The organism is Rhizobium vallis (assembly GCF_003985155.1).
GTDB classification, from domain to species: Bacteria; Pseudomonadota; Alphaproteobacteria; order Rhizobiales; family Rhizobiaceae; genus Rhizobium; species Rhizobium vallis.
Map to the genome: position 1 here is coordinate 68,913 of NZ_ML133696.1, position 16,507 is coordinate 85,419.

A 16,507-nucleotide genomic window follows, 5' to 3' on the forward strand; every position below is an offset into this window, starting at 1 on the left:
TTCCCTGGAGAGGCTTGGTTGCGCAAATCCCCGCCATTCGACAGCCAGTATGAAGCCGCAGTCGGCCTTGCCGAGAAAATTGCGGCTGAGGGCGCCTATTGCGTGGCCTGTATCAGCGACTTCAGCACCGACGAAACGCAGTCGGCCGACGAGGTCTTCCTTGAACAGAATGCCCGTTTCCAGGCCGATATTGCCGACGGCGCCGCGCTCGATGCGCTGCTCGCCGAGCTGGTCTTTTCCCTCGATCGCCTGACGGCCGAGGTTTCGGCCGATCTCGACAGTTTCCGGGGGCTGACGTTGCGCGAGAAGATGGCGGGCTGGACATCACGCCAGCGGATGTGGCGCATGTATACCGAACGCGTGCGCGAGGCGCCCGTTGTCGAGCGACTGCTCGATCTTCTGACAAAGTCCGACGCGCTCGCCAGGCTGATCGCAAGCCAGCGCGTCTGGATCACCGAACGGCACAAGGCAGCCGAACGCGGCCTCGTCGACATCGTCGAGCAACGGCGCCGGCTGGTCGATTCCATCGATATCGCCCGGCTCAAGATGAAAGAGCTCAACGCCAAGGCGCTGACGACCCAGGGCCGCATCGGCGTCTATGGCAACAGGGCGCATTGGGAGCAGATGGAGGCGGAGCGGCGAGCGCTGAAGGCGGAGGCCGAGCGTATTTCCGCCGAGGAGCATGAGATGCGCGACGACAGCCAGCGGCGCGAGCACTTCATCGGGCTGTTCCAATCCTTCGTCGATTCGCTGAACGGCCGGATCGCCGCATGCAACGTGTTGCTGCGCAAGCTGATGATCGATGTCGAGGAGCGGCTGATCATCTATCAGGCGCAGGTCGATACCGACCGGCCGGGCATGAAGATGCGGATCAAGCCGGAATTCTTTCCCGATATCGCGGCGCCGATCAGGCTGTTTGAGAAGGGCATGCTGGTCGCCCAGGATCTGGAGCGGCGCAAGAGCCGCGCCGATCTCGAAGCCACGGGCAGGTTCCCGGCCTATGGCGAACCGTTGCCGGAAGCATCGGGAGCGCCGCTGATCGATACGGCGCGCGGGTCCTTCCGTCTCAGGCTGCCTTTCCCGCGCTCCTGAGCGGCCGCGCGCGGTCGGCGCCGCTTTTGCGCAATCTTTCCGTCCGAAAAATCGGAGGGCTCGTGTTGTGCTTGGCCCATCTAGCGCATATGTGGATGCAACGGGGCGGCGATGCCCCGATGTTCGCCTCGCCTGACAGGAGACGACGATGCTTGACCGGATAGCCGGTTTTTTCAGGCTGATCGGCCACACGATCGGCCGCTGGGCCCGCCTGTTTTTCGCCTGGGCCTTCTGGCCCTTTCTCGCTGCGCACGGCTGGTATCAGCGCCGGAGTTGGATGATCCGATTGCCGGTCATCGCGCTCGTAGCGCTTTTCGCAGTGCTCTACGGCTATTTCTTCTGGCAGACGCAGGTCTGGTCGAATTTCAACACCGCCTTCGTCGACCAGTACCGGCTCTCCGAGCGCAAGGTTGCCGCCGGGCAGGAACTGCCGGTTGCCGAGGGAGCCAATGCGACCGCTCCGAAAACCTGCCAGCGCTCGGCCATCGTTGACGTCACGGCCGACTTGACTGATTTCAATGTCAACCAGAACGCATGGATATCCTCCATGCTGCTCTACAAGATGGGCTTCTTTGGCATCGACTGGGATCACACGCCCTTCCTCGACAACAAGGCATCGTTCCAGCGCGGCATCAACCAGGCGGTCCGCCGGACGTCGGCGGAGCTTGTCGATACGCTCGGGCGCGTGCGCGGCACTTCGGGCATCAACAACGATTTGCAAAGCGCGCGCGGCAATCTGCAGTTCGATGAATACAGCTGGTATTTCGGGCTCAATCCGTTCGGGCTGAAGACGCCCACGCCATCCTATTACCGTACGGCAATGGGCAGCCTGCGCAAATTCAACACCGATTTGGCCGCCTGCAATGCCATTTTTGATGGCCGCGCCGACAATCTGATGCAGTTCATCGACCGCATCGCCAACGATCTCGGCAGCACTTCCGACATGCTTGCCGAGCGCTCGGAAAACCACAATCGCGGCTGGTTCGATACGCGTGCCGACGACCGGTTCTGGTTCGCCTATGGCCAGCTCTACGCCTACTACGCCATCCTGACCGCCGCACAGGCCGATTTCTCGCAGGTGGTGCAGGAACGCAATCTCGGTGCGATCTGGGGCGGCACGACGCGGCAATTCCAGGCGGCGTTGCGCATCCAGCCGGCGATCATCTCGAACGGGCGCGAGGACGGCTGGATCATGCCGAGCCATCTCGCCACCATGGGCTTCTATATCCTGAGAGTTCGTTCGAACCTGGTCGAGATCCGGTCGGTGCTCGACCGCTAAAAACTCAACGGGGCAGCGCGTTGTCCTCGAAGCCGACGATGCGCAGCTTCTCGACGAATTCATAGGTGACGCCGACGATGCCGCCGCCGCTTTGGTCGTCGCGGAAGCGGCCGACGCTGCGTACCAGCTTGTAGCCGCCGAGCCGGTTGTCGACGCGATAGACGAAATGGAAGCCGACGCGGTGAAGGCTTGCCTGTTCGAAGGTTTCGGCGATCAGGCTGCGATCTTCCTCGTGGATGCGCGACATCAGTTCAACGAGATTGACCGGACCTTCACTGTGGGGGAGGTCGAAGATCGCGTGCACATCCTCGCTTGCAAAGAAATGTCCGGTCTCGATGTCGATACGCCAGAAACCGAAAAGGCGGTAGGCGGCGAACATCTGGATGATTTCCGCATCGGTGATGCCGATATGGGCGCGGGATTGTTCGATCTTGTCGATAACGGGCTGTTCGAAGCGAAGGGGCACAATTCCACCAGGTCAGGGGACGACCCGCTGACTCTCTTCTGAATTTTTCAGTTGATCAGCTTCAATCGAATGGCCTTCGCTACCAACTGCGTACGGTTGACGCAATCGAGTTTTTTGATCGCGTTCGTCATGTAGGCGTTCACCGTATGGTCCGACAGCGCCAGGATCTGGCCGATCTCGATCGAGGTCTTGCCTTGCGCCGTCCAGCGCACGACTTCCAGTTCGCGCGCCGAGAGCGCGTTGTGCGCGCTTTCCTCATTGCGCTTGACTGCATTATACGCATCGAGCGCATGCAGAATGATCATCGCCAGCTCGTTGACTTCGCTCTGGCCGAGTGCGGCCCGTTCGCCGCAGAACCAGAAGACCAGGCGCTGGCCGTCGGCTGCAATGGTCGGCATGGCGATGCCCGCCGGTATGGCATGGCGCAGCATCAGGGCGCGCAGTTCGGCGGGGAAGGCCTGGCCATTGACGGCGTCGTTCAGATGCCACACCGGCGGCACGACCGACTCCCTCAGCCGCAAGCCGAACGGGCAGCCACGCATCATGTGGGCGCGGTCGAAATCCCTGATATAAGCGGCGGGAAGAGAACTCTCGATCAAGAGCGGTTTCAGGAGAAGGTCTTCCGGCGAGGGGGCGAGCATCACAGTCGCATGCGACAGGCCGAAAGCCGTGGATATTCTGTTGAGCGCCTGTGCAAAGAGGCCACGTGTTCTTGCGCTCGCAAGTTCCGCCGAAAGCAGTGACTGTCTTTCAGAGGTGGTCATGTAAGACATTTATACGCCCCCGGCAGTCTTATGTTACCGCTATCAGACACAGAATCTCGGCCGTATGCTAGTCCCCACCGACTTCATACAAGCCGATTAATTCAAATTGTGAAGAAATAGTCACAACTGCGCGCGCCTCGGTTGAGTTGCCGATGAGGCAAGTACCGTTGCGGTATCAGTGACGTCGTTCGTGACCTGATGACTGTGAATTTCAGCTACGCCGGACCGGAAGAGAATCACTTCGGGGAGAGCCTGGGCGGCAACCGCCATTGAAATCCGGCTTGCTGCGATTCAATGCAATTGCTAAGCATATTGGCATGTATAAATGAGGCATTTAATCGTGCGCTTTGCAATTTCTTTTCTAGCGAAGTATCTGTTTTCCCTGATATTACTTTCTTTGTTCCTTTTGACCTTGCCGATCGCTGCAACCTCGCAGGCTGCCGAGCAGAAGAAGCAGGCCGAACAGCCCCCGATGCGGTTCATCATCGTGCGCAGCTCCCTCTGCCAGGAGAACTGCCCGGAATGGATATCGGCGGAGGGGCGGATAGCCGCTGATACGCCCGCTCGCTTGAGAAAAATCCTCAAGAAAATCGGCGACCGGAAACTGCCGGTCGTCTTGCGCTCGGAAGGAGGCGACGTCGAGGCCGCCTACACGATGGGCCGGATGATCCGCAAGGCGGGCTTGGAGACGGCGGTCGGCGGCACGCGGCTGAAGGGTTGCCCGGTTCAGGAAACGCTCTGCGATGCGGCGATCGCAAAGGACGGCACCGCGGCCGGTTACACCTATTCGTCCGGCGCATACTGCTTTTCCGCCTGTCCGCTGGCATTTGCCGGCGGCACGTCGCGGGTCGCGTCGCAATGGGCCTTCATCGGCGTTCACCAAATCACGACTATCTACAACAGGGTGCGCGTCTCCTACCGCATCGAATACAAGATCGTGAACGGCAAGAAGAAGGAAATCTCCCGCAAGGAGGTCGGACGCAAGGTGGCCGGACAGAGCAGTTCCACCAAGCTTGGTAAGAAAGCCAACGTTGCCCTGACGGCCTATCTGAAAGAAATGGGCATCAGCGACGATGTGATCGATATGATGATGAGCGCCACGCCCGACAGCATCCATATCGTGCCGGCTGCAGACGCCCTTCGAACAGGTCTCATGACGGATATGCTGGCCTACAACGAGTGGCCCGGCATGCCGCTCTGCGCGCCGGATGCCGCTCCCGAAGCCGTCTGCCATGGCCGTCGCGCCATCGAGACGCCCGTGTCGGCGTCAACGACGCCCTCGGGCGGCTAGCCCTTATCCTTCATCGTTCTTCGACGTCACGCTCATCAGCTTCTCCAGGAAGCCGAGCATGACGGCGGAGGCGACGAAGGCGAGGTGCATGAAGGTCAGCCACATGATCTTGGCGTCGGCATATTTGTCGGCGTTGAGGAAGACCTGCAGCAGGTGGATGGAGGAGATGGCGACGATCGAAGAGGCGACCTTGATCTTCAGGCTGCCCGAATCGAGCTTGCCGAGGAAGGAGACCTCGTTGTCGGCCTCGCTGGCCTCATCAAAGCGGCTGACGAAATTTTCGTATCCCGAGATCATCACCATGACGATCAGGCTTGCGACAAGGGCTGCATCGATCAGGCCGAGCATGGCGAGGATCATCTCCGCCTCGTCGAGTTCGAAGACGCCGGCGGCGATCTTCAGAAACTTGTAGCCGAAGGAAACGGCATAGACGGCGAGCGCCGCTACCAGGCCGATATAGAAGACCACAAGGATCCAGCGGCTCGACAGGATGATGCGCTCGATGAGGAGTTCCAGTGATTTCATATTTTCATCCTGCCAAACCGCGACGTTGAATGCCACATAAACGCCTAGCGCATCGATCGGAAAATCGGAATCGATTTTCCAATCGATGCGCGGATTGAAAGTGTTACAGCGTCCTTTGCGCGTCTGAAAAGACACGCGGCGCTGTAAGAGCGACGGCCGCAAGGGCGCCGCGCTATTCACACCCCGCCGATATTTCGCTATCCCGATGAAGGGAGAAAAACGCCTCCGCTCCCGCGGAGGTCGGGACGGGGAACATCCATGCCATCAATCAAGTCCGATATCGAAATCGCGCGCGCTGCGGTCAAGAAACCGATCTTCGAGATCGGGGCGAAGCTCGGCATTCCGGTCGAGCATCTCGCTCCCTATGGTCACGACAAGGCGAAAGTCAGCGCCGAGTTCATCGCCGCGCAGGCAGGCAAGAAGGACGGCAAGCTGATCCTCGTCACCGCGATCAATCCGACGCCGGCGGGCGAGGGCAAGACGACGACCACCGTCGGGCTTGGCGACGGTCTGAACCGGATCGGCAAGAAAGCCATCGTCTGCATTCGCGAGGCTTCGCTCGGCCCCTGCTTCGGCATCAAGGGCGGGGCGGCCGGCGGCGGTTATGCGCAGGTCGTGCCGATGGAAGACATCAACCTGCATTTCACCGGTGATTTCCATGCGATCACCTCGGCGCACAATCTGCTGGCGGCGATGGTCGACAATCACATCTACTGGGGCAACGAAGAGAATATCGACATCCGCCGCATCACCTGGCGGCGGGTCATGGATATGAACGACCGCGCGCTCAGAAGCATGGTCTCCTCGCTGGGCGGCATTGCCAACGGTTTTCCGCGCCAGGGCGGCTTCGACATCACCGTCGCCTCCGAAGTGATGGCGATCCTTTGCCTCGCCACCGATCTCAAGGATCTCGAGCGGCGGCTCGGCGACATCATCATCGGCTACCGCTTCGACAGGACGCCGGTGCATGCGCGTGACCTGAAAGCCGACGGCGCCATGGCCGTGCTTCTGAAGGATGCGATGCAGCCAAACCTGGTGCAGACGCTCGAGAACAATCCGGCTTTCGTGCATGGCGGCCCCTTCGCCAACATCGCCCATGGCTGCAATTCGGTGACGGCGACGAAGACGGCGCTGAAGCTCGGCGACTACGTGGTGACCGAAGCAGGCTTCGGGGCCGATCTCGGCGCCGAGAAATTTTTCGACATCAAATGCCGCAAGGCCGGGCTGAAGCCGGATGCAGCCGTCATCGTCGCGACCGTGAGAGCGCTGAAGATGAATGGCGGGGTGAGGAAGGAGGATCTCGGCACGGAGGATGTGGCGGCGCTGAAGAAGGGCTGCGCCAATCTTGGCCGGCATGTCGCCAATGTGCGCCGTTTCGGCGTGCCCGTCGTCGTTGCGATCAATCACTTCACCTCGGATACCGATGCCGAGATCGCCGCGGTGAAGGAATTCGTCTCGCGGCTCGGCGCCGAAGCGATCCTCTGCCAGCACTGGGCGAAAGGGTCGGCCGGCATCGAGGAACTGGCGCACAAGGTGGTGGAACTCGCCGAATCCGGCCAGGCGAAATTCCATCCGCTCTATGGCGATGATCTCTCTCTTTTCGAAAAGATCGAGATCGTCGCCTCGAAGATCTACCATGCCGGCGAGGTGACGGCCGACAAGGCGGTGCGCGATCAATTGCAGACATGGGAGGAGCAGGGCTACGGCAAACTACCGGTCTGCATGGCGAAGACGCAGTATTCCTTCTCCACCGATCCGAACCTGCGCGGCGCGCCGGAAGGCCATATCGTCTCCGTGCGCGAGGTACGGCTTTCGGCCGGCGCCGGCTTCGTCGTCGCCATCACCGGCGAGATCATGACGATGCCCGGTTTGCCGAAGTCACCATCGGCGGAACGGATTTTTTTGAATGAGCAGGGCTATATCGAGGGGCTGTTCTGATCGGGCGTGCTGGCATATTGGGACAGAACGGCGGCAACATCCTCATCGGAAGCGAAGTCGCCTTGGTCGGCTTCGCGAATAGCGGCCTCGATCTCTGAGAGCTGCCATTCCTCCCGTTCGATGAATTCTTCGATTGCCAGCGCTGCGACCTGTGCCGACGAAAGTTTTCGCCTTTCGGCAAGTCGATCCAAACGGGAAACCGTCGAGTCTTTCATCTGGAAGCTTAATAAGGCCATGACAGGCACTCCCGCGAATTCAAAGTGATAGTGTGTCCTTTGGGGGCACCGCGACTACCGCGCCCTCTATGCGACGTCATCCTCGGCCCTGTGCCGAGGATCTGCTGCCCTATCGGCCGAAGGCAGATGCTCGGGACAAGCCCGAGCATGACGAAAGAGGAGTTGGCGGGCTTTGCCAGCAGTCTGACGTGTCTTTTCTGGATACGCAGTCTTCCCTCCTCGATGCCTCGATTCAAGCGCGAATCGTGAGCCACTGAAAGATCAGTGGCAATAACGATAGCCGCCCTTCCTCTCGATCACGTCTAGATGGAAATGGGTTTCGTGAGCGGCGTCGCTTTCGGGGTCGAGGACGGTGGTGAAATAGAGGCAGCCGGCGGCGCTGACGGTGCGTTGGAAGGCGCCGGTGAGCGTCGGGTCCTCGCGGCGGGAGCGGACGGCGACGTCCTCACCCTTTTCGAAATGGAAGCTGGCAATGTCGATGGCATTGCCGCGGGCATGTTCGGAGATCTTGCCGGTTTCGGCACCGTTGCGCAGGCGGCACATGTAGGCCGTAGCCTGGTTGACTGATGTGATGCGGCCCTGTTCCGGCAGGGCGGCGGAGGCTGTGGGGATGACGCTCTCCTTCATCCAACGGGCAAGGGCGAGGGCGGCCGGACAGCGGATCGTCGCCTCGGGCTTAAGTTTGATGCCGGGCAGCGGTTCGGAGACGATGATCGGCTTGTCGATGCCACAGCCATTGCCATCGTCGATGCGTGGCGTTTCCTTGAAGACGACGCCCAAGGCCTGGAGTGCGGCCGTACATTCGGCATGTGCCGCGTCGCTTTCGGGCTCGATGGTCAGGTGCTGCTCTTCCAGCGTCTGTTCGCCGGGCGGCTTATTTTCTTCCGCCGGCGCCTGCGGGCTTTCGAGGTGGCCCGGCGGCAAGGGCGGGCCTTGCATCGGCTTTGCCGGCTTGGGCTTTGCCGGTTCGGCCGGCGGTGTTGACGGTTGGTTTGCGGTCGGTGCCTCCGGCTCCTTCACATCAGGTTTCGGCTGAGGCGCGGGCACATCTGCCGGTGCAGGCGGCCCAGCCTTATCGGGAAGCGGAGTGGGGGTGGTCGTATCTTCAGCATCGGGCCGGGGTTGAGGCAGAGGACCGTGCGGGGGCAGGCGGGCGCCGGCAAGAAAGGCGGTAGCGGCGAGAAGAATCGCCAGTATCGAAAGTTTTCTCAACGCATCCGAATCCCTGATCGATGGGAAGGGATAACGCGCGAGGGCGGATTTCGTTGCAATTGCGCAACGTCCGGGAAGATCGCTAAAACTTGATATTATTATTCAACATAAACCGGCGGATTATGTTGACAATTATGCTCATGTTTTTTATGCGGCGAAAAGAAGGCGAAATTTCCGCTTCGCCTTTATCCGTAAAAGCCCAGCCAGCCCCTCGAGCGTTCGACGCGCCACGACCAGCCAGCCCGGTAATCATCATGAGAGGGTAGGTTATGATCGTCCGGCATTGGCGCTCGGTTTTAATGGTCTGCACGGCAGCCGCAGTTGTTCTTCCTGTTTCGCAGTCTTTCGCGCAGAGCGCTCCGGCAACCACGCCGCAAGCGACGGCCGAGGATAGCGCCGTGCTGCAGAAGATCGTCGTCAAGGGCAAACGCGTGGCGCCGGGCAGCGTCGCCGATACGCCGCTTGCGACCGAGATTACCAAGAAGCAGTTGGAAGAGAAGCAGGTCACCAGCTACGACGATATCGGCCGCAGCGTCGATGCGAGCGTGAACTATTCGCGCGCCGACTCGGGCTTCAATCTGCGCGGCCTTTCCGGTTCCCGCATCCTGACCACCATCGACGGCATTCCGATCCCCTATATTTCGAACAGCTCGCGCCAGGGTGCTTTCGCGCCGGCTAACGCCAATGGCGGCGGCGATACTTTCGATTTCGACTCGCTCTCCTCGCTCGATATCGTGCGCGGCGCGGATTCGAGCAAGGGTGGTTCGGGCATGCTCGGCGGCGCCATCGTTCTCAATACGCTGGAGCCGGAGGATCTTATTCCCGAAGGCCGGGATTGGGGCGCGATCGTCAAGTCGACCTATGACAGCGAAGACCGCAGCATTTCCGGCTCGGCCGCCGCCGCCAAAAAGATCGGCAATACGTCGATCCTGTTTCAGGGCGGCTACCGCAAGGGCCATGAACGCGACAATATGGGCGACAATGACGGCTACGGCCGTGCTCGCACCGAGGCGGATCCCGCCGATTTCGACCAGCACAACCTGCTCTTCAAGCTGCGCCAGGACCTGGAGGGCGGCCATCGCATCGGCCTGACGGCGGAACGTTTCCGCCGCGATCTCAATACCGATCTGCGCGAGCTCCAGGGCGGCACCACGCCCCGCAACTACCTGATCAACAACTATGACGGCCGCGAGCAGCGCGACCGCGACCGTGTTTCACTCGATTACGATTATGAGGCACAGTCTTCCGACTCGTTCTTCAGCAGTGCCCGGGCCACGCTCTATTGGCTGGATCTGAAGAAGGAAGCCGGCAGTCATGGCCGCACGACCGCCAACGTGCCCTATGGTCGCAACAACGAGATCGAGAACGAAACCTGGGGCTTCAGCGGCACGGCGACGAAGGATTTTGAATATTCCGGTCTCAGCCACTCCGTTCGCCTTGGCCTCGATGTCGGCGTTTCCAACTGGAGCCAGTTTAGCTCGGCGCTTTGCCCGACGCCGACGACCTGCCCGGCACTGAACAATCAGGCAGAGGTGCCTGATGTCGACAGCCAGAATCTTGCGCTGACCTTCGAAGACAAGATCGAAATCGGCAATACCGGCTTTGCGCTGACACCCGGCTTCCGCTTCGACTGGTTTAACTACGATCCCTCGGCCGGCGGCGGTTTTGCAACCAATACCGGGCTTTCCCGCTTCGGCGATCTCCGCGACCGGACGGAAGCCGCCATCTCGCCGAAGATCCTTGCGACATACGACCTGACGCCTGACGTGCAGCTTTACGCACAGCTGGCCGTCGGCTTCCGTGCACCCACCGTGGACGAACTCTACAGCCGTTTCTACAATCCAACGGGTCGTTATGCCCAGCTTGGCAATCCCAATCTGGAACCGGAAATCGGCCGCGGCGTCGAGATCGGCGCCAATTTCGATACGGGCGATTTTACCGGCAGGGTCGCGGCTTTCCACACCCGCTACCAGAACTTCATCGAGACGGTGACGAGCGTCGATGCGACAGGCTTCACGACGTTCAATTACACGAACGTCTCAGCCGCCACGATTTCGGGTATTGAAGCAAGCGCAGCCAAGACGTTCAACAACGGCATCAACCTGCATGCGTCGCTTGCCTATGCCTATGGCCGCAACGAAGACACAGACAAATACTTGCGGTCGGTGGCCCCCTTCAAGGCGATCGTTGGCGGCGGTTGGAGCAACGACAATTTCGGCTTCGACCTCTCCTCGACGCTTTCGGCTGGCATGCCCGACGACGACTCCACCACGACCTTCGATGCGCCGGGTTATGGCATCGTCGACCTGGCCGGTTGGTGGACGCCGCAACAGGCGCCGGGGTTGCGCGTGCAGGCTGGAGTCTACAACGTCTTCGACCAGGAATATTTCAATGCGCTGGCCGTGCGCGACGTCAACCTGACTTCGTTGACCGCGTCCCAGCCGCGCGAGTGGTATTCCGAGCCGGGCCGCACATTCAAGGTCTCGATCACCAAGACCTTCTGAGTGCCGATCACATCTTCAATGCTGGGGAAGGGCGGCTTTCGGGCCGCCTTTTCATTCCCGCAATCGCCTCTTGCACGACGGCTGATCTCAGGCTAACAATTTTCCCATGATCACGTCCTTGAACATTGCAGTTTGGTGGTGGGCTCGCTAAGGCGGCCTCGACCAATCGTGTCCAAAGACGACGACGAGTGAGCCGCCCGAAACTTCGAGGCGGCTTTTTTGTTTATCGCCGCCTGTCGTCCGGGCCCCGATAATGGAGTGGAACAATGGTAACGATCCTGCGGGATGATGGTGCGGAAATCTACGAGACCAAGGGCGGCATCACTGTCACCCGGCAGCGGCGGGCGATCCCCTATGCCGATGCGGTCTCTTCCTATATCGACAAGCTCGACGAGCGCCGCGGCGCGGTCTTCTCGTCGAACTACGAATATCCGGGCCGTTATACACGTTGGGATACCGCCGTCGTCGATCCGCCGCTCGGCATCTCCTCCTTCGGGCGCGACGTCTGGATCGAGGCCTATAACGAGCGCGGCGAGGTCATCCTCGGCTTTGTGGCCGAGCGGCTGAAGACTGTGCCCGAACTCGTGCTCGGCGCCTCCACCGCCCGTCGGCTCGATCTCTCCGTCAAGGCGCCGGACCGGGTGTTCACCGAGGAAGAGCGCTCGAAGATGCCGACGGTTTTCACCGTGCTGCGCGCCGTCACCGATCTCTTCTATTCGCAGGCGGATGCAAGCCTCGGGCTCTACGGCGCCTTCGGCTACGATATCGCTTTCCAGTTCGATGCGATCGATCTGAAGCTGACGCGGCCCTCCGACCAGCGCGACATGGTGCTCTATCTGCCTGACGAGATTCTCGTCGTCGACAACTACGCCGCCAAGGCCTGGATCGACCGCTACGATTTCGAGAAGGGCGGCCTCTCGACCGAAGGCAAGGCCGGGGATATCGCGGCTGAGCCCTTCAAGCATACCGATACCATTCCGCCGAAGAGCGACCACCGGCCTGGCGAATATGCCGAACTCGTCGTCAAGGCGAAGGAAAGCTTCCGCAAGGGTGATCTCTTCGAAGTCGTGCCCGGGCAGAAGTTCATGGAGCGGTGCGAAAGCAAGCCTTCCGACATTTCCAGGCGGCTGAAGGCGATCAATCCGTCGCCCTATTCCTTCTTCATCAATCTCGGCAATCAGGAATACCTGGTCGGCGCCTCGCCGGAAATGTTCGTGCGCGTGTCGGGACGGCGCATCGAGACCTGCCCGATCTCGGGCACGATCAAGCGCGGCGACGATCCGATCGCCGACAGCGAGCAGATCCTGAAACTGCTGAACTCCAAGAAGGACGAATCCGAGCTCACCATGTGCTCGGACGTCGACCGGAACGACAAGAGCCGTGTGTGCGAACCGGGCTCTGTCAAGGTGATCGGCCGCCGGCAGATCGAGATGTATTCGCGCCTCATTCACACGGTCGACCATATCGAGGGGCGGCTGCGCGACGACATGGACGCCTTCGACGGATTCCTCAGCCACGCCTGGGCGGTCACCGTCACCGGCGCGCCGAAGCTCTGGGCGATGCGCTTCATCGAGAGCCGTGAAAAGAGCCCGCGCGCCTGGTATGGTGGGGCGATCGGCATGGTCGGCTTCAACGGCGATATGAACACCGGCCTGACGTTGCGCACCGTGCGCATCAAGGACGGCATTGCCGAGGTGCGCGCCGGCGCGACGCTGCTGAATGATTCCATTCCAGAGGAAGAAGAAGCCGAAACCGAACTGAAGGCCTCTGCCATGCTTTCCGCCATCCGAGACGCCAAGACCGGCAATTCCGGCAAGGTCCAGCGCGACGTCGCAAGCGTCGGCAAGGGTGTCAACATCCTGCTCGTCGACCACGAGGACAGCTTCGTCCACACGCTTGCCAATTATTTCCGCCAGACGGGGGCAACGGTTTCGACCGTGCGCACGCCGGTGCCGGAGGAAATCTTCGACCGGCTGAACCCTGATCTCGTCGTGCTGTCGCCCGGGCCTGGAACGCCGAAGGATTTCGACTGCAAGGCGACGATCAAGAAGGCGCGGGCGCGCAACCTGCCGATCTTCGGCGTCTGCCTCGGTCTGCAGGCGCTGGCCGAAGCCTATGGCGGGGAATTGCGCCACCTGGCGCTGCCGATGCACGGCAAACCCTCGCGCATCCGCGTGCTGGAACCGGGCATCGTCTTCTCCGGCCTGTCGAAAGAGGTCACGGTCGGCCGCTACCACTCGATCTTCGCCGATCCCTCGACCTTGCCGCGTGAGTTCATCATCACGGCCGAAAGCGAGGACGGCACGATCATGGGCATCGAACACGCCAAGGAGCCGATCGCCGCGGTGCAGTTCCATCCGGAATCGATCATGACGCTTGGCGGCGATGCCGGCATGCGGATGATCGAGAACGTCGTGGCGCATCTGGCGCGCAGGGTGAAGACCAAGGCTGCTTGATGCAGTTCCCTCTCGCCCCTTTTCCGTGCGGGAAGGGGCGAGGGTTGACTCTATCAGGCAAATCAGAACATTTCCGGAACGATCAACCGGGATGTATCGCCGTGTCCAATGCAGAAAAGTTCATCGTCCTTCCCTATCGCAAGAACCGCGGCAACCTCGTGCCCGGTGAAATGCGGCAGGCCTCGAATGCCGTCAGCGCGGAGAAAATCGCCTCGGCGATGGCTGAGCGTTTCGTCGGCGTCGCGGCCTATGCCGTGATGGTCGATGAGGAGACCGGCGACATGTCCTCGCCGCGGCTGCTTGCCAAATACGGCGAGATTGCCGATCTCAACGCCGCCTGAGGCGCGGTTTTCAGCATGGAGACGACGCTCTACCTGCCGGTCAAAGCGTTCCTGGAAGCGGCCGGCTATGCCGTGAAGGGCGAAGTCGGCGGATGCGATCTCGTCGGCCTCAGCGAAGTCGAGCCGCCCGTCGTGGTGATCTGCGAACTGAAGCTCTCCTTCAATCTTGAACTGATCCTTCAAGCGGTCGACCGGGCGTCGATGAGCGATGAGGTCTGGATAGCGGCGCGCGTTTCGGCCAAGGGGCGGGGGCGCGAGACCGACAAACGCTACCGCGACCTTTGCCGGCGTCTCGGCATCGGCATGCTCGGCGTCTCCGATGGCGGTGAGGTCAGCGTCATCGTCAGTTCCGTCTCGCCGATGCCGCGCACCAATCCGAAGCGGCGGACGCGTCTCGTCAAGGAGCATCAGCGCCGCCGTGGCGATCCCGCCGTCGGCGGCGGTTCGCGGGCGCCGATCATGACCGCCTATCGCCAGCAGGCGCTGCTTTGCGCGGCCGCGCTCGACAGGGGAATTGTGCGCCCACGGGATATGAAGGCGCTGACGCCCAAGGCCGGTCCGATCCTGCGCGACAATGTCTATGGATGGTTCGAGCGCCAGGAAAAGGGCGTCTATGCCCTGACGCCGGCAGGGCAGGCCGCTCTTCTGCGATGGCCGCAATCTGTCCAGCCCGATCCCGCTTCCTCGGCGCTGTAGCGGGATTGCGCATCCTGCGCCCGCGCTTGTCTGTCGGGGCGGCAACAGCTGTGAAGGACGTGTCATTCTCTTTGACAAATCCTTCATCATCGCCCATATCAGCTTCAACTGGGCCGCCTGCGCGATATTCGCGTGGGCGGTTTTGCATTTCAATGGCTTAGACCCTGCAATTCATTCGCAACCGCAGGAGGACGATATGAGCGACAACGGCGATCTTACGGTTCGAAAGCTGGCGATGTGGGGAATTCCGCTGTCGCTCGGCGTCATGGGGCTGAAGATGGTGGCCTGGTGGGTCACCGGCTCGGTGGCGCTGCTGTCGGACGGGCTCGAATCGACGGTCAACGTCGTTGCCGCCTTCGTCGCCTTCTTCGTCATCCGCTATGCGCAGAAGCCGGCCGATCACGACCACCCCTTCGGCCATCACAAGGCGGAATATCTCTCCGCCGTCACCGAGGGAGTGTTGATCGTCGTTGCCGCACTGCTGATCGTCAACGAGGCGATCGGTTATCTCGCCGCGCCGCGCATGCTCGATGCGCCGGTTCTCGGCCTTGCGATCAATTTCGCGGCCGGCGTCATCAATGCGGTCTGGGCACGGCTCTTAATCCGGATCGGGCGCACACACCGGTCGGCCGCGCTTGCGGCGGACGGCCAGCACATCATGTCCGACGTCGTCACTTCGGTCGGCGTGCTCATCGGTCTGCTGCTGGCGCTGGCGACCGGTTATGCGATCTTCGATCCGGTGCTTGCCATCCTCGTTGCCGTCAACATCATCTATCAGGGCTGGAAGGTGATCTCGCAATCGATCGGCGGTCTGATGGACCAGGCGGTCGAACCGCAGGAAGAGGAGGCGATCAAACAGGCGATCGCCACCCATGCGGCGGGTTCGATCGGCGTGCATGATTTGAAGACGCGCCGCGCCGGCACCGTTACTTTCATCGATTTTCACCTGGTGGTGCCCGGCACTATGTCCGTGCGGCAGGCGCATGATATATGCGACCGCCTTGAGGATGCCATCAGGATGGTTCACGAGGGCGCCAAAATCGCCATTCATGTGGAGCCGGAGGGCGAAAAAGCCCATGGCATCCGCGTCAAAGTCGTCAAGGAGGCATGATGCCGAATACAGATGTTTCCAGCCTGTCGATGCTGGGTCAGCAGACCGAAACCGCCAAATCGCCTGAGGAAGCGGTGCTTGAAAAAGTGCCCTCCAACCATGCCGGCACGGACTATGTGGTGCGCTTCACCGCACCGGAATTCACTTCACTTTGCCCGATGACCGGGCAGCCGGATTTCGCCCATATCGTCATCGATTACATTCCGGGCGAATGGCTGGTGGAGTCGAAGTCGCTGAAGCTCTTCCTGCATTCGTTCCGCAATCACGGCGCCTTCCACGAGGATTGCTCGATCTATATCGCCAAGCGCATCGTCGAGCTGCTCGATCCCAAGTGGCTCCGGATCGGCGCCTACTGGTATCCGCGCGGCGGCATTCCGATCGACGTTTTCTGGCAGACGGGCAAGCCGCCGGAAGGCGTGTGGCTGCCGGAGCAGGGCGTCGCCACCTATCGTGGACGTGGGTGAGGAGCGATCGGGCGCAGCCCGAGCAATCGATAGTTCTTCCTTCAACGCAATTCCGGACGAAAAACCGCTTCGCACTTTTTCTGGAATTGCTCTGAATCGATTGCAGCGACGAACGCCCTGAGCCCAAGCGAA

The 16,507-nt window shown here is 61.0% G+C and carries 14 protein-coding genes and 1 pseudogene; 10 read left to right on the forward strand and 5 right to left on the reverse strand.

The window, feature by feature from the left end; genetic code table 11:
- The first annotated feature begins 18 nt into the window (after positions 1 to 18).
- Positions 19 to 1,092, forward strand: a complete 1,074-nt coding sequence (locus EFQ99_RS26200; protein ID WP_126924129.1) for a hypothetical protein — start codon at positions 19 to 21, stop codon at positions 1,090 to 1,092.
- A gap of 148 nt (positions 1,093 to 1,240) precedes the next feature.
- Entirely contained in the window at positions 1,241 to 2,371 is a 1,131-nt protein-coding gene (locus tag EFQ99_RS26205) for a DUF2333 family protein (RefSeq protein WP_126924130.1), read from the forward strand.
- Positions 2,372 to 2,375: 4 nt separating this feature from the next.
- Here the strand turns inward: EFQ99_RS26205 and EFQ99_RS26210 are convergent, their stop codons facing one another.
- Both EFQ99_RS26210 and EFQ99_RS26215 read right to left on the reverse strand, forming a co-directional pair.
- Positions 2,376 to 2,837, reverse strand: a complete 462-nt coding sequence (locus EFQ99_RS26210) for a PAS domain-containing protein (RefSeq protein WP_126924131.1) — start codon at positions 2,835 to 2,837, stop codon at positions 2,376 to 2,378.
- A gap of 47 nt (positions 2,838 to 2,884) precedes the next feature.
- Positions 2,885 to 3,610 carry a helix-turn-helix transcriptional regulator gene (locus EFQ99_RS26215; protein WP_126924132.1) on the reverse strand — a complete coding sequence of 242 codons (726 nt, stop codon included), beginning with the start codon at positions 3,608 to 3,610 and terminating at the stop codon, positions 2,885 to 2,887.
- A 331-nt stretch (positions 3,611 to 3,941) separates the two neighbouring features.
- On the opposite strand from EFQ99_RS26215, the pseudogene EFQ99_RS26220 reads away from it, so the two are divergent.
- A pseudogene (locus tag EFQ99_RS26220) lies at positions 3,942 to 4,883 on the forward strand (COG3904 family protein); the annotation flags it as partial.
- 12 nt (positions 4,884 to 4,895) lie between these two features.
- Here the strand turns inward: EFQ99_RS26220 and EFQ99_RS26225 are convergent.
- Positions 4,896 to 5,417, reverse strand: a complete 522-nt coding sequence (locus EFQ99_RS26225; RefSeq protein WP_126924134.1) for a TIGR00645 family protein — start codon at positions 5,415 to 5,417, stop codon at positions 4,896 to 4,898.
- A 258-nt stretch (positions 5,418 to 5,675) separates the two neighbouring features.
- On the opposite strand from EFQ99_RS26225, the gene EFQ99_RS26230 reads away from it, so the two are divergent.
- Entirely contained in the window at positions 5,676 to 7,355 is a 1,680-nt protein-coding gene (locus EFQ99_RS26230) for a formate--tetrahydrofolate ligase (protein WP_126924135.1), read from the forward strand.
- Here EFQ99_RS26230 and EFQ99_RS26235 read toward each other — a convergent pair.
- Together EFQ99_RS26235 and EFQ99_RS26245 are read right to left on the reverse strand one after the other, a co-directional pair.
- Positions 7,334 to 7,591, reverse strand: coding sequence for a CopG family ribbon-helix-helix protein (locus EFQ99_RS26235; protein WP_126924136.1), 258 nt, complete (start codon positions 7,589 to 7,591; stop codon positions 7,334 to 7,336). The two genes, EFQ99_RS26230 and EFQ99_RS26235, sit on opposite strands and share 22 nt — an antisense overlap.
- A gap of 261 nt (positions 7,592 to 7,852) precedes the next feature.
- On the reverse strand, positions 7,853 to 8,821 hold the full coding sequence (locus EFQ99_RS26245) for an extensin-like domain-containing protein (protein WP_126924138.1): 969 nt from the start codon (positions 8,819 to 8,821) through the stop codon (positions 7,853 to 7,855).
- Positions 8,822 to 9,102: 281 nt separating this feature from the next.
- Between EFQ99_RS26245 and EFQ99_RS26250 the strand changes: the two genes are divergently transcribed.
- The 6 genes from EFQ99_RS26250 to queF all read left to right on the forward strand — a co-directional run bounded on the left by EFQ99_RS26250 (position 9,103) and on the right by queF (position 16,375).
- On the forward strand, positions 9,103 to 11,307 hold the full coding sequence (locus EFQ99_RS26250; RefSeq protein ID WP_245441592.1) for a TonB-dependent hemoglobin/transferrin/lactoferrin family receptor: 2,205 nt from the start codon (positions 9,103 to 9,105) through the stop codon (positions 11,305 to 11,307).
- Between the two features lie 266 nt (positions 11,308 to 11,573).
- Positions 11,574 to 13,763, forward strand: coding sequence for an anthranilate synthase (locus EFQ99_RS26255; RefSeq protein WP_126924140.1), 2,190 nt, complete (start codon positions 11,574 to 11,576; stop codon positions 13,761 to 13,763).
- 101 nt (positions 13,764 to 13,864) lie between these two features.
- Positions 13,865 to 14,104: a hypothetical protein gene (locus EFQ99_RS26260; protein ID WP_126924141.1), complete on the forward strand. Its 240-nt coding sequence runs from the start codon at positions 13,865 to 13,867 to the stop codon at positions 14,102 to 14,104.
- 15 nt (positions 14,105 to 14,119) lie between these two features.
- Complete coding sequence (locus tag EFQ99_RS26265; RefSeq protein WP_126924142.1) at positions 14,120 to 14,800, forward strand: DUF2161 domain-containing phosphodiesterase; 681 nt, start codon at positions 14,120 to 14,122, stop codon at positions 14,798 to 14,800.
- Positions 14,801 to 14,996: 196 nt separating this feature from the next.
- Positions 14,997 to 15,911, forward strand: coding sequence for a CDF family cation efflux transporter EmfA (emfA, locus tag EFQ99_RS26270; protein ID WP_126924143.1), 915 nt, complete (start codon positions 14,997 to 14,999; stop codon positions 15,909 to 15,911).
- Positions 15,911 to 16,375, forward strand: coding sequence for a preQ(1) synthase (gene queF, locus EFQ99_RS26275; RefSeq protein WP_008530693.1), 465 nt, complete (start codon positions 15,911 to 15,913; stop codon positions 16,373 to 16,375). Before emfA ends, queF begins: the two co-directional genes overlap by 1 nt.
- Positions 16,376 to 16,507: the final 132 nt, after the last annotated feature.

Bases quoted from the DNA above. Each gene is read 5' to 3' on its own strand.
- EFQ99_RS26205 (WP_126924130.1), top strand. From the start codon at position 1,241: ATGCTTGACCGGATAGCCGGTTTTTTCAGGCTGATCGGCCACACGATC.
- EFQ99_RS26215 (WP_126924132.1), bottom strand. From the start codon at position 3,610: ATGTCTTACATGACCACCTCTGAAAGACAGTCACTGCTTTCGGCGGAA.
- EFQ99_RS26225 (WP_126924134.1), bottom strand. From the start codon at position 5,417: ATGAAATCACTGGAACTCCTCATCGAGCGCATCATCCTGTCGAGCCGC.
- EFQ99_RS26230 (WP_126924135.1), top strand. From the start codon at position 5,676: ATGCCATCAATCAAGTCCGATATCGAAATCGCGCGCGCTGCGGTCAAG.
- EFQ99_RS26235 (WP_126924136.1), bottom strand. From the start codon at position 7,591: ATGGCCTTATTAAGCTTCCAGATGAAAGACTCGACGGTTTCCCGTTTG.
- EFQ99_RS26250 (WP_245441592.1), top strand. From the start codon at position 9,103: ATGGTCTGCACGGCAGCCGCAGTTGTTCTTCCTGTTTCGCAGTCTTTC.
- EFQ99_RS26255 (WP_126924140.1), top strand. From the start codon at position 11,574: ATGGTAACGATCCTGCGGGATGATGGTGCGGAAATCTACGAGACCAAG.
- EFQ99_RS26265 (WP_126924142.1), top strand. From the start codon at position 14,120: ATGGAGACGACGCTCTACCTGCCGGTCAAAGCGTTCCTGGAAGCGGCC.
- emfA (WP_126924143.1), top strand. From the start codon at position 14,997: ATGAGCGACAACGGCGATCTTACGGTTCGAAAGCTGGCGATGTGGGGA.
- queF (WP_008530693.1), top strand. From the start codon at position 15,911: ATGCCGAATACAGATGTTTCCAGCCTGTCGATGCTGGGTCAGCAGACC.